Source organism: Paenirhodobacter sp. (assembly GCF_047600745.1).
Lineage (GTDB): Bacteria > Pseudomonadota > Alphaproteobacteria > Rhodobacterales > Rhodobacteraceae > Rhodobacter.
The window spans coordinates 750,593-763,750 of the sequence record NZ_JASGKI010000004.1; the positions used below are offsets into that span (position 1 = coordinate 750,593).

11 protein-coding genes are annotated in these 13,158 nt (G+C 65.5%); 3 read left to right on the forward strand and 8 right to left on the reverse strand.

Features of this window, described 5'->3' with window-relative positions; genetic code table 11:
* The first annotated feature begins 52 nt into the window (after positions 1-52).
* Positions 53-865: a nucleoside triphosphate pyrophosphohydrolase gene (gene mazG, locus QM789_RS12400; RefSeq protein ID WP_420352201.1), complete on the forward strand. Its 813-nt coding sequence runs from the start codon at positions 53-55 to the stop codon at positions 863-865.
* Here the strand turns inward: mazG and dusA are convergent.
* The 8 genes from dusA to recA all read right to left on the reverse strand — a co-directional run bounded on the left by dusA (position 858) and on the right by recA (position 10,813).
* The gene (dusA, locus tag QM789_RS12405) at positions 858-1,853 is read right to left on the reverse strand and encodes a tRNA dihydrouridine(20/20a) synthase DusA (protein WP_420352202.1); all 996 of its coding nucleotides are present in this window, start codon (positions 1,851-1,853) and stop codon (positions 858-860) included. The two genes, mazG and dusA, sit on opposite strands and share 8 nt — an antisense overlap.
* A gap of 54 nt (positions 1,854-1,907) precedes the next feature.
* Positions 1,908-2,636 (reverse strand): squalene/phytoene synthase family protein, encoded by a 729-nt coding sequence (locus QM789_RS12410; protein WP_420352203.1) that lies wholly within the window; start codon positions 2,634-2,636, stop codon positions 1,908-1,910.
* Complete coding sequence (gene cimA, locus QM789_RS12415) at positions 2,633-4,273, reverse strand: citramalate synthase (protein WP_420352204.1); 1,641 nt, start codon at positions 4,271-4,273, stop codon at positions 2,633-2,635. Before cimA ends, QM789_RS12410 begins: the two co-directional genes overlap by 4 nt.
* A 10-nt stretch (positions 4,274-4,283) precedes the next feature.
* Positions 4,284-5,666, reverse strand: a complete 1,383-nt coding sequence (gene cysS, locus QM789_RS12420; protein ID WP_420352205.1) for a cysteine--tRNA ligase — start codon at positions 5,664-5,666, stop codon at positions 4,284-4,286.
* A 163-nt stretch (positions 5,667-5,829) separates the two neighbouring features.
* Positions 5,830-6,624: a class II glutamine amidotransferase gene (locus QM789_RS12425; protein ID WP_420352206.1), complete on the reverse strand. Its 795-nt coding sequence runs from the start codon at positions 6,622-6,624 to the stop codon at positions 5,830-5,832.
* A 79-nt stretch (positions 6,625-6,703) separates the two neighbouring features.
* The gene (locus QM789_RS12430; RefSeq protein ID WP_420352207.1) at positions 6,704-6,994 is read right to left on the reverse strand and encodes a DUF1330 domain-containing protein; all 291 of its coding nucleotides are present in this window, start codon (positions 6,992-6,994) and stop codon (positions 6,704-6,706) included.
* Positions 6,994-9,651, reverse strand: coding sequence for an alanine--tRNA ligase (gene alaS / locus QM789_RS12435; protein WP_420352208.1), 2,658 nt, complete (start codon positions 9,649-9,651; stop codon positions 6,994-6,996). The genes QM789_RS12430 and alaS overlap by 1 nt, the downstream gene beginning before the upstream one ends.
* A 91-nt stretch (positions 9,652-9,742) precedes the next feature.
* On the reverse strand, positions 9,743-10,813 hold the full coding sequence (gene recA, locus QM789_RS12440) for a recombinase RecA (RefSeq protein WP_420352209.1): 1,071 nt from the start codon (positions 10,811-10,813) through the stop codon (positions 9,743-9,745).
* 309 nt (positions 10,814-11,122) lie between these two features.
* On the opposite strand from recA, the gene QM789_RS12445 reads away from it, so the two are divergent.
* The gene (locus QM789_RS12445; RefSeq protein WP_420352210.1) at positions 11,123-11,410 is read left to right on the forward strand and encodes a co-chaperone GroES; all 288 of its coding nucleotides are present in this window, start codon (positions 11,123-11,125) and stop codon (positions 11,408-11,410) included.
* A 47-nt stretch (positions 11,411-11,457) separates the two neighbouring features.
* A complete protein-coding gene (groL, locus tag QM789_RS12450) occupies positions 11,458-13,095 on the forward strand; it encodes a chaperonin GroEL (RefSeq protein ID WP_420352211.1) in 1,638 nt (545 codons plus the stop codon).
* Positions 13,096-13,158 lie beyond the last annotated feature (63 nt).

The following is a 13,158-nucleotide window of genomic DNA, read 5'->3' on the forward strand; positions in this document are numbered from 1 at the left end:
TAGGGTTACACAGACTTGGCCCCGAAACGGGGGGCGGAGCAAGGGGGCAGAAATGGCGAATCCGATGCTGTTTGACGATTCGGGCGATGCCGGGGCGCAGATGTTGCGGCTTCAGGCCATCATGGCCTGCCTGCGCGACCCGAAAACCGGCTGCCCCTGGGACATCGAACAGGATTTCGCCTCGATCGCGCCCTATACGATCGAAGAAGCGCATGAGGTCGCCGATGCGATCGAACGGCAGGCCTGGGACGAACTGCCCGGCGAGTTGGGCGATCTGGCGTTTCAGGTGGTCTATCACGCGCAGATGGCGGCGGAGGGCGGGATGTTCGACCTGGCCGATGTGCTGCGCGCAATCTGCGCGAAGATGATCCACCGCCATCCGCATGTCTTCGGCGATGAGAACCGCGACAAGAGCGCCGCGCAACAGGTCGCCGATTGGGAGCGGATCAAGGCCGCGGAACGGTCTGCGGGCGTGCTGGACGGGGTGGCGCTTGGCCTGCCCGCGCTGACCCGGGCGCTGAAACTGCAAAACCGCGCAGCGCGGGTGGGGTTCGACTGGCCCTCCTCGCGCGAGGTTCTGGCGAAGATCACCGAGGAGGCGGAGGAACTGGAAGAGGCGCAGGATCGCCTTGGCCCCGCCGAGATCGCCGAGGAATATGGCGACCTGCTGTTCGTGATGGTCAACCTTGGCCGCCATATGGGCGTGGATCCGGAGGCGGCGCTGCGCGCGGCCAATGCCAAATTCACCCGCCGTTTCGGCCATATCGAACAGGCGCTGGCCGCGCGGGGCCGCAGCCCGGCGCAAAGCGATCTGGCCGAAATGGATGCGCTTTGGGACGAAGCCAAGGCGCTCGGAATCAAGTAAGCTCTGCAAGTGCCTGATCGTAAAGCGCAAGTCCCGCGCCCGGTCGGGTCGCCCCTTCGGAGAGCACGCGCCGCCAGCCCCGCGCCCCCGGCCGCCCATGGAACAGGCCCAGCATATGCCGCGTGACCTGATGCAGCCGCCCGCCCTGCGCCAGATGCACGGCGATATGCGGCCTCATCGCTTCGGCCACGGCGAAGGGATCGACCGGATCGCCCTGCGCCCAGATCCGCGCATCCGCCGCGCCAAGGATGTTCATCGGCTCATGATAGGCCGCACGCCCGACCATCACCCCGTCGAGCCCCGAGGCCAGCAGATCCACCGCCTGATCCAGACTGCCCACCCCGCCGTTGATCGAGATATGCAGATCCGGGAACTCCGCCTTCATCGCCCGCACCAGCGGATAGTCCAAGGGCGGGATCTCGCGGTTGTCCTTCGGGCTCAGCCCCTGTAGCCACGCCTTGCGGGCATGGATCGTCACCCGGCGGATGCCCGCCTCCCGGATCACGCGCAGAAAGGCGGGCAGCACCTCTTCGGGCACCTGATCATCCACGCCGATGCGGCATTTCACCGTCACCTCGGCACCCGACACCGCGATCATCGCCTCGACACAGCGCGCGACCAGATCCGGCGTCTTCATCAGCACCGCGCCGAAACAGCCCGACTGCACCCGGTCCGACGGGCAGCCGCAGTTGAGGTTGATCTCGTCATAGCCCCAATCGCGCGCGATCCGCGTGGCCTCGGCCAGTTCCCCGGGGTCCGACCCGCCCAGTTGCAGCGCCACGGGATGCTCCTGCGGGTCGTAGTCCAGCAGCCGCCCGCGCGGCCCGTGGAGGATCGCCGGGGCGGTAACCATCTCGGTGTAAAGCAGGGCGTTGCGGCTGATCATCCGGTGGAACAGACGGCAGTTGCGATCCGTCCAGTCCATCATCGGCGCAACGGAAAGCCGCGCCGCCTTGTTTTCATTCATATAAGTGACGCTCTGGGCCATCTGTCCCGCCGGTCTCCGTTTGATACGCCAATCCGGCGCAGATTACCGCTCATGTCACGCCTGAAAAACCGCCCGCAACAGGCTGAAACGGCGAGAGAATTCAGATCCGCGCAGGTCTCCGCCCCGGATCTTCTCCGGCGTGCGGCGGGCACGGTCGAGGATCTGCCGCGCCTCCCATCCCGGCAGCGCCGCGGCCCGTGCCGCACGGGGCAGCGCACGCCAGGACCGATCCAGCAACGCCAGCCCCTCTCCGGCCAGTCCCGCCTGATCCCCGGGCAGCGGCGCGACCCCACGGCTTTCCAACTCCGGCACCGCGAGGAACCAGGCCGCCAGCCCCGCCGCCCGGCCATAATCCCGCAGCGCCCCGGCGGGCGTGCCCAGCAACTCCCCCGCCGCCGCATAAAGCGCCCCCGACGTCCCGTCGAGATAGTCCCACAGCGCCCCGGCATCCGCAAACGGCTCGCGCCAGCAATCGCGCCGCCGCGCCTCGGCAATCCCCGCCAGTGCGGGCGCGACCGGTCGCAGCACCGCCATCGCGGCGCCGATCTCATGCGCGGGCTCCCGCCCCTCCTGCGCCAGCGCGTCGAGCGCATCGACCCACCATTGCAGCCGCATCTCCGCGATCATCGGCTCCGCCGAAGCCCAGGGTGCGCGCGCGATCTCCAGATTGACCGCGTAAAGCGGCCAGAGCCGCGCCCGCAGCGCCGCCGGAGTCGCCATCACCGCCGCGAAACGGTCCGGATCCCCGGCCTCGACCCGCGCGGCGCAGACCTCCACCGTCATGCCGCAACCTCGACCGGCGCCGCCCCGTCGCGCGCCAGCTTCCAGTTGATCGCATCCAGAAGCGCCTCGAACGAGGCATCGACGATATTCGCCGAAACGCCGACGGTGGACCAGCGCTGACCGGCGCCATCCTCGCTGTCGATGATGACGCGGGTCACCGCCTCGGTGCCGCCATGGGTGATGCGGACCTTGAAATCGACCAGCTTCATATCGTCGATGAAATGCTGATACGGCCCCAGATCCTTCGCCAGTGCCTTCGCCAGCGCATTGACCGGCCCACCGTCCGACCCATCCGGCACGATCCCCTCCGACACGCTCAGCGTCCGTCGCCCGCCGATGTTCACCACCACCACGGCCTCGGACAGATGCCCCATCCGGCCCCGCGCATCGCGCCGCCGCTCCACCGTCACCCGATAGCGCTCGACCTCAAAAAACGCAGGGAGCAGCCCCAATTCCCGCCGCGCCAGCAGCTCGAAGCTCGCCTGCGCGCCGTCATAGGCATAACCGTGATCCTCGCGCAGCTTGATCTCCTCAAGGATCGTACCCAGCCGCGCATCCTTCGGATCGACCGCAATTCCCATCGCCGCCAGCCGCGCCCGCAGGTTCGACAGCCCCGCCTGGTTCGACATCGGGATCAGCCGGCTGTTCCCCACCAGATCGGGCGGGACATGTTCATAGGTCGTCGGATCCTTCAGGATCGCCGAGGCATGCAGCCCCGCCTTATGCGTGAAGGCCGAGGCCCCGACATAAGGCGCGCTTCGCACAGGCACCCGGTTCAGAATATCGTCGAGCCGTCGCGACAGCCGCGTCAGCCCGCGCAGCGCCTGCGCCGTCACCCCGGTCTCGAACCGGCTGCGGAACGGTTCCTTGAGCAGCAGGGTCGGGAGCAGCGTGACCAGATTGGCATTGCCACACCGCTCGCCCAGCCCGTTCAGCGTGCCCTGCACCTGCCGCACCCCGGCCTCCACCGCCGCCAGCGAACAGGCCACCGCATTGCCGGTGTCGTCATGGCAATGGATGCCCAGACGCGCCCCCGGAATCCCCGCCGCGATCACCTCCGTCACCACACGCCCGACCTCCCCCGGCAGCGTGCCGCCATTGGTGTCGCACAGCACGATCCAGCGTGCCCCGGCCTCCAGCGCCGCGCGCAGGCATTCGAGCGCATAGCCCGGATTGGCCCGGTAGCCGTCGAAGAAATGCTCGGCATCGAACAGCGCCTCGCGCGCCGCCGCCACATGCGCGACCGAGGCGCGGATGTTCTCGACATTCTCCGCCAGCGAAATCCCGAGCGCCGCCGTCACATGATAGTCATGCGTCTTGCCGACCAGGCACACCGCCTCGGTCCCCGCATTCATCACCGCGGCCAGAACCTCGTCATTCGCCGCCGACCGCCCCGCCCGCTTCGTCATGCCAAAGGCCGCGAACCGCGCGCGCGTGCGGGGCCGTTCGGCAAAGAACTCGCTGTCCGTCGGATTTGCCCCCGGCCAGCCACCCTCGATGTAATCGACCCCGATCGCATCCAGCGCCCGGGCGATATCCACCTTCTCGGCCACCGAAAACTGCACCCCCGCCGTCTGCTGCCCGTCGCGCAGCGTGGTGTCATACAGATATAACCGCTCGCGTTCCTGCTGGCTCATTCTTCCCCCCTTACACCGGCGGCAATCGCGCGGCATCAAATCCGGCACCGGGCAAAAGCTCCACCCCCGCCTTCGACATCCGCACCTCGACCCCTGCCGCCAGCAACGCCGCCTTATAGGCATCGACCGGCCCGAACTCCTTCGCCGCCATGGCCGCTGCCCGCAGCGCGGCCAGATGCGCCGCATGCGCCGACAGATCCACCCCGCGCGCCCAATCGCCCAGACCGTCCTCCAACAGCCCCAACAGCGCCGCCGACGCCTTCAACAGCGCGGGATCCCCGGTCAGGGCATGCAGCTCCGCCATGGCGCCCGCCGTATTGAGGTCATCGGCCAGCGCGGCGATAACGGAGGGCGCCGGGCTCGGAGCGGGCTCGATGCCCGCGACGAGACCCCGCCACTTGCGCAACACCGCCTCCGCCTGCGCCGCCTTCTCCGCGGTCCAGTCCATCGGCTTGCCGTAATGCGTCTGAAGGAACACGAAGCGGATCACCTCCCCCGGGATCCCCTTCTCCAGCAGATCCCGCACGGTGAAGAAATTGCCCAGGGATTTGGACATCTTCTTGCCCTCGACCTGCAACATTTCGTTATGCAGCCAGTAGCGCGCGAATGTCCCCTCCGGATGCGCGCAGCAGCTCTGCGCGATCTCGTTCTCGTGATGCGGGAATTGCAGGTCGATCCCGCCCGCATGAATGTCGAAACTCTCGCCCAGCAATTCATAGGACATCGCCGAGCATTCGATATGCCACCCCGGCCGCCCTCGCCCCCAGGGGCTGTCCCATCCCGGCAGCGCATCGTCCGAGGGCTTCCACAGCACGAAATCCATCGGGTCTTCCTTGAACGGCGCCACCTCGACCCGCGCGCCCGCGATCATGTCATCGACGGACCGCCCCGACAGCGCGCCATAATCGCCATAGCTGCGCACGCGGAACAGCACATGGCCATCCTTCGCATAGGCATGGCCCGAGAGCACCAGCCGCTCGATCATGGCGATCATCGCGCCGATGAAGGCCGTCGCCCGCGGCTCGAAATCCGGGCGCAGCGCGCCGAGCGCATCCATATCGGCGTGATACCAGCCGATGGTCTCATCCGTGCGCTGGTGGATCAGATCCTCAAGCGTGCCCTCCGCCCCCGCTTCCTTGCGCGCAAGCGCCGTCGCGTTGATCTTGTCGTCCACATCGGTGAAATTGCGCACATAGGTCACGCATTCCGCGCCATAGACATGCCGCAGCAGCCGGTTCAGCACGTCGAACACAACCACCGGGCGCGCATTGCCCAGATGCGCCCGATCATAGACCGTCGGCCCGCACAGATACATCCGCACATCCTTCGGGTCGATCGGAACGAAGTCCTCCTTGCGGCGGGTCTTCGAATTGTGGAGCCGGATCACGGTCATAAGTCCTCGCGTGGCTTCGCGCGGGCCTGGCTGGTTCACCTGTAAGGATGGAAGAACGCGCCCGCGTGACTTGGGTCAGCAGGTAATCAGAATGCAGATCAGGGTGATGGCACGGATCTTCATGCCGCCCTTCTAGCGCGCCCGCCCCCGGCGGGCAAGCGATTCACGCGGCCTTCGCCTGCGCCACCGGGCAGAAGGGTTCGATCACCAGACCCTCGCGGTCGAAGGTACAGAACGAGCCGGGCGGGATCTCCTGCCAGTCGCCCTCGCCATCCTCCAGCGGCTCCGACACCACCGCCCGCCCGGAACGCGACTCCGACCAGCGGTGATACAATGTCGGCGCATGGTCGTCCGACGCATAGCGCACCGCATAAAGCCGTTCGCCATCCGACAGCGCCGCCGTCAGCCGCAGGAAGGGCGAACAGCCCTTTTCCCGCGCCAGCGCCTCGACCCGCGCCGTGGCCCGTTCCAGCGCGCCCTTCGGATCCGTCTCCAGCCCCTCGGCAATCGCCACGAGGAACAGCGCCTCGCTGTCCGTGGCCCCCCGGCGGTAGCGATACAGATCCTCCGGGATCAGCATCTCAGCGGAGCGGCGGAAACACTCATACCCCCCCACCTGACCGTTGTGCATGAAACTCCAGCGGCCATAGGTGAACGGATGGCAGTTGTTGCGCGATGACGCCGTGCCGGTCGAGGCCCGCACATGCGCGAGAAACAGCCCCGATTTCACCGTCGCCGTCAGCGACCGCAGGTTCTGATCCGACCAGGCGGGCATCGCATCGCGATACAGCCCCGGTTCCGGCTTTTCGCCATACCAGGCGATGCCGAAGCCATCGGCGTTGATCGCCGTATGGCACTGCGTCGCGCACTGGCTCTGATGGATCAGCGAATGACCCGGCCGGCTGACGATATCCTCAAGAAAGATAGGTTGCCCGATATACGCTGCCCACCGACACATGATGCCCCTCGGACGGTTCCGCCGCCCCCGAATTTTCTGCAATGCAGAAAATGTAACAGGGCGGAGACGGCGGGGAAAGTCATTCCATCGCTTCGACGATCACCAGATCGCGTTCGGCGGCCCCTTTGGCGAATTCGAGGGCGGCCTGATAGGCCGCGCTGCGATAACAGGCTTCGGCGGCCTCAAGGCTCGGGAACCAGGCGAGGACATTGCGCGCCCGGTCCCTGCCCTCAAGCTGCACATAGCGCGCACCCCGGGCAAGGAACCTGCCGCCATGCTCGGCGATCGCCGGACCTGCGGCCGTGGCATATTTGCCATAAGCCTCGGGGTTGGTGACGGTCACATGGGCGATCCAGTAAGCTCCGGGCATCAGTTCGCTCCCGCGATGACGGCGCGCGCGGCACTGACCGCCTCCGCCGCTTTCGACGGATCGGCCCCGCCCGCCTGCGCCATGTCGGGGCGGCCACCGCCGCCCTTGCCGCCAAGCGCCGCCGCCGCGGCCTTGACGATCTCGACCGCGCTCACCTTCGCCGTGGTGTCCGCCGTCACGCCCGCCGCCACCGCCGCCTTGCCGCCGGTATCGGCCACGATCAGCACCGCGCCCGAACCGATCTTATCCTTCAGCGCATCGACCAGCGCGGGCAGATCCTTCCCCGACACGCCGTTCACCACCTGCGCGAGGAACCGGACCCCGCCGATTTCCTCGACCTCCGGGCCATTGCCCGCGCCGCCCGACATCGCCAGTTCGCGACGCAGTTGCGCGACTTCATTGGCAAGATTCCGGCGCTCCTCGGCCAGCGCATGCACCCGTTCCAGAACATCGGCGGTCGAGGTCTTCAGCGTCGCCGCGACCTCGTGCAGCTTGTCGTTCTGCGCCGCCAGATAGTCCAGCGCCGCCTGCCCGGTCAGCGCCTCGAACCGCCGCACGCCCGCCGAAGACGCGCTGTCGCCAAGCGCGACGAAGGCCCCGATGTCGCCGGTGCGGGTTACATGGGTGCCGCCGCACAGTTCGATCGAATAAGTCTTGCCCTCCGGTCCCTTGCCGGAACCGGGCTGCTCGCCCATCGACACGACGCGCACTTCATCGCCGTATTTCTCGCCGAACAGCGCCTGCGCACCCAGGCCGCGCGCGTCGTCCGGCGTCATGATCCGGGTCGTCACCGCCGTGTTCTGCCGGATGAATTCGTTCACCTCATGCGCGACGGTGGCAATTTCCGCAGGCGTCAGCGCCTTGGAATGGCTGAAGTCAAACCGCAACCGGTCCTCCGCGTTCAGCGAGCCCTTCTGCGCGACATGATCGCCCAAAGTGCGCCGCAGCGCCTCGTTCAGCAGGTGGGTGGCCGAGTGGTTCGCCCGGATCGCCGCGCGCCGCGCATGGTCCACCTCAAGCCGCGCGCCCTGCCCGGTCGAAATCTCGCCCATCGTCACTTCGGCGAAATGGATGAACACACCCGCGACCTTCCTCGTATCGGTCACATGCGCCTCGCCGGTCTCGGTGCGGATGATGCCGGCATCGCCGACCTGCCCGCCCAATTCCGCATAGAACGGCGTCTGGTTCACCACGACCTGCACCGCGCCCTTCGCCGAAGGCACCGCCTGCCCCTCCACCACCAGTGCGAGGATCTGCCCCTCCGCCACTTCGGTGTCATAGCCCAGGAATTCGGTCACGCCCTTGTCTTCGGCGATCTCGTGCCAGATCTTCGCCTCTTTCGTCTCGCCCGACCCGGCCCAGCTCGCCCGCGCCTTGGCCTTCTGCTCGGCCATCGCGGCGTCGAAGCCGTTGGTATCGACCTTGCGGCCCTGCTCGCGCAGCGCATCCTCGGTCAGGTCGAGCGGGAAGCCGTAGGTGTCATAAAGCTTGAACGCCGCCTCGCCCGGCAGTTCCGCCCCTTCGGGCAGCTTCGCCAGTTCGTCATCGAGCAGCTTCAGCCCACGGTCAAGCGTCACGCGGAACTTGGTTTCCTCAAGCTTCAGCGTCTCCTCGATCAGCGCCTGCGCCTGCACCAGTTCCGGATAGGCCGCGCCCATCTGCCGCACCAGCGCGGGCACCAGCCGGTGCATCACCGGATCCTTCGCACCCAGCATATGCGCATGGCGCGCGGCCCGGCGCAGGATGCGGCGCAGCACATAGCCGCGCCCGTCGTTCGACGGCATCACGCCATCCGCGATCAGGAACGAGGTCGAACGCAAATGGTCCGCGATCACGCGATGATGCACCTTGCCCGGGCCGTCCGGATCCTGCGACGTGACATGGGCCGAAGCCTCAATCAGGCTGCGCATCAGGTCGGTGTCGTAGTTGTCGTGTTTGCCCTGCAACAGCGCACCGATCCGCTCCAGCCCCATGCCGGTGTCGATCGACTGCATGTCGAGCGTACGCATCGAGCCGTCCTCGAACTGCTCGTTCTGCATGAAGACGAGGTTCCAGATCTCGATGAACCGGTCGCCGTCTTCCTCCGCCGAACCGGGCGGGCCGCCCCAGATATGCGAGCCGTGGTCGAAGAAGATCTCGGTGCAGGGACCGCAGGGACCGGTCGGACCCATCTGCCAGAAATTGTCCTTGGTCGGGATCCGGATGATCCGGTCATCCGTCAGCCCCGCGACCTTCTTCCAGATCTCCGCCGCCTCGTCATCGGTGTGATAGACGGTGACCAGCAGCTTGTCCTTCGGGATGCCGAAATCCTTCGTCAGCAGTTCCCAGGCGAAGGGGATCGCGCCGCTCTTGAAATAGTCGCCGAAGGAGAAATTCCCCAGCATCTCGAAGAACGTGTGGTGGCGCGCGGTGTAACCAACGTTGTCGAGGTCGTTATGCTTGCCGCCCGCGCGGACGCATTTCTGCGCGGTGGTGGCGCGGTGGTAGTCGCGCTTTTCGACGCCGGTGAAGCAGTTCTTGAACTGCACCATCCCGGAGTTGGTGAACATCAGCGTCGGGTCGTTGCGCGGCACCAAGGGCGAGCTGGGCACGATCCGGTGGCCGTTGCGCTCGAAGAAGTTCAGGAAGGTCGAGCGGATATCGTTAAGGCTGGGCATGAGAGTGGGCCTTGTGCAAGATTTGGTCCCGTTTAGCGCCCGCATCCCCGCCTGTCCAGAAAAAGGCCGGGGAGAACCCCGGCCCTTCGGCTCATTCTTCGGTCAGGGCCTCATCCCCCTCGCCCGCGCCGAAATCGAGGCCGTGGCTCGCACGGATCTTGTCCTCGATCTCATAGGCCATGTCGGGATTGTCGCGCAGGAACTGCTTGGCGTTCTCGCGCCCCTGGCCGATCCGCTCATCGCCATAGGAGTACCAGGCGCCCGATTTCTCGACCACGCCCGCCTTGACGCCGAGGTCGATCAACTCGCCGACCTTGGAAATCCCCTCGCCATACATGATGTCGAATTCCACCTGCCGGAACGGCGGGGCCACCTTGTTCTTGACGACCTTGACGCGGGTCTGGTTGCCCACCACCTCGTCACGGTCCTTGATCGCACCGGTGCGGCGGATATCCAACCGGACCGATGCGTAGAATTTCAGCGCATTGCCGCCCGAGGTGGTTTCCGGATTGCCGAACATCACGCCGATCTTCATCCGGATCTGGTTGATGAAGATCACCATGCAGTTCGACCGGCCGATCGAAGCGGTCAGCTTGCGCATCGCCTGACTCATCAGCCGGGCCTGGGCGCCCACCGTGGCATCGCCCATGTCGCCCTCGATCTCGGCCTTCGGCGTCAGCGCGGCGACCAAGTCGACCACCACCATGCTCACCGCGCCCGAACGCACCAGCGTATCGACGATTTCCAGCGCCTGTTCACCCGTATCCGGCTGCGAAATCAGCAGCTCGTCGAGGTTCACCCCCAGCTTGCGCGCATAAAGCGGGTCGAGCGCATGTTCCGCGTCGACAAAGGCGCAAACCCCGCCCTTCTTCTGTTCTTCCGCGATGCAATGCAGCGTCAGCGTGGTCTTCCCCGAGCTTTCCGGCCCGTAGATCTCGATGATCCGCCCCTTCGGCAGCCCGCCGATACCAAGCGCGATGTCGAGCCCGAGCGAGCCCGTGGAGGTCGCCTCGATCTCCGTCGCGGGATTGTCCCCGCCCAGCTTCATGATCGCGCCCTTGCCGAACTGCCGCTCGATCTGCGCAAGCGCCAATTCAAGAGCCTTCTGCTTATCCGCGCCGCGTTTGTCACTCATATCGAAAAGGCCTGCCGTTACTGCCATCTGACGCTCCTTATTCCACAGCGCGCCGCCCGCGGCAATCTGGGGCAAGCCGCAAGACGTTCTCTGCATGTTCCCTGCCTTTATGGGAACAATCAGAGAACAATTCAATAAAATTCGACAAGATCAGACTGTCGCAAATCTGGTTAACAAACTGTTGATCCAACCCGGCACCGCGCCGCCCGCCGATAAAAATTTTCCGCCCCCGGGTGTTGACAGCCCCGGGGGGCCGTGACTAACTCCCGCTCCGTTAGCACTCACCAACGACGAGTGCTAAAACCAATCGGACTGGAACCTTAGGGAGTTACCCAGATGGCATTCAAACCGCTTCATGACCGCGTGCTGGTCAAGCGCGTGCAAAGCGACGAAAAGACCAAGGGCGGGCTGATCATCCCCAATTCGGCAAAGGAAAAGCCGGCGGAAGGCGAGATCATTGCGGTGGGCGAAGGTGCGCGCAAGGATTCGGGCGAACTGATCGCACCCTCGGTCAAGGTTGGCGACCGCGTGCTCTTCGGCAAATGGTCGGGCACGGAAGTGACGCTCAACGGCGAAGAGCTGCTGATCATGAAGGAATCCGACATCATGGGGATCATCGGCTGATCCGGCCGGTTCTCCTGATTTCCCAACAAGTTTAAGGAGCCAAGATTATGGCAGCCAAGGACGTCAAGTTCTCGACCGATGCCCGCGACCGGATGCTGAAGGGTGTCAACATCCTCGCAGACGCGGTGAAGGTCACGCTCGGCCCGAAAGGCCGCAACGTCGTCATCGACAAATCGTTCGGCGCCCCGCGCATCACCAAGGACGGCGTGTCGGTCGCGAAGGAAATCGAACTCTCGGACAAGTTCGAGAACATGGGCGCGCAGCTGGTGAAGGAAGTCGCCGCGCGGACCAATGACGAAGCGGGCGACGGCACCACCACCGCCACCGTGCTCGCGCAGGCGATCATCAAGGAAGGCCTGAAGTCGGTTGCCGCCGGGCTGAACCCGATGGACCTGAAGCGCGGCATCGACCTCGCCACCGCGAAGGTCGTCGAAGCGATCAAATCCGCCTCGCGCCCGGTCGCCGACAGCGACGAAGTTGCGCAGGTCGGCACGATCTCGGCCAACGGCGAAGCCCAGATCGGCCGCTTCATCGCTGATGCGATGCAGAAGGTCGGCAACGAGGGTGTCATCACCGTCGAAGAAAACAAGGGCATGGAGACCGAAGTCGAAGTCGTCGAAGGGATGCAGTTCGACCGCGGCTACCTCTCGCCCTATTTCGTGACCAACCCGGACAAGATGATCGCCGATCTCGACGACGTTCTGATCCTGCTGCACGAAAAGAAACTTTCGTCGCTGCAACCGATGGTTCCGCTGCTCGAAGCCGTGATCCAGTCGCAAAAGCCGCTGCTGATCATCGCCGAAGACGTCGAAGGCGAAGCGCTGGCGACCCTCGTCGTCAACAAGCTGCGCGGTGGGCTGAAGATCGCCGCCGTCAAGGCTCCGGGCTTCGGTGACCGCCGCAAGGCCATGCTCCAGGACATCGCGATCCTGACCGGCGGCCAGGTGATCTCGGAAGATCTGGGCATGAAGCTCGAAAACGTCGGCATCGACATGCTCGGCAAGGCGAAGAAGGTCTCGATCTCGAAAGAGAACACGACCATCGTCGACGGCGCCGGCGAAAAGGCGGAAATCGAAGCCCGCGTCGGCCAGATCCGCACCCAGATCGAGGAAACCACCTCGGACTACGACCGTGAAAAGCTGCAAGAGCGCGTGGCCAAACTGGCTGGCGGCGTTGCGGTGATCCGCGTCGGCGGCATGACCGAAGTCGAAGTGAAAGAGCGCAAGGACCGTGTGGACGATGCGCTGAACGCCACCCGTGCGGCGGTTCAGGAAGGCATCATCGTCGGCGGCGGCGTCGCGCTGGTTCAGGCGACCAAGGCTCTCGACGGGCTGAAGGGTGCGAACGCGGATCAGGACGTGGGGATCAACATCATCCGCCGCGCTCTCGAAGCGCCGCTGCGTCAGATCTCGGAAAACTCGGGCGTCGATGGCGCCGTGGTGGCGGGCAAGATCCGCAACTCGGAATCGCTCTCGTTCGGCTTCAACGCGCAGACCGAAGAATATGGTGACATGTTCAAGTTCGGCGTGATCGACCCGGCGAAGGTGACCCGCACCGCGCTGGAAAACGCCTCCTCGGTGGCAGGCCTGCTGATCACCACCGAAGCGATGATCGCCGAAAAGCCCGAGCCGAAGGCTCCCGCTGGCGGCATGCCCGACATGGGCGGCATGGGCGGCATGATGTAAGCAGCCTCTGGCACCCGGGGTTTCCCCGGGTGCTTTCTTTCGGACGGCCTGATTGCGGCGGTT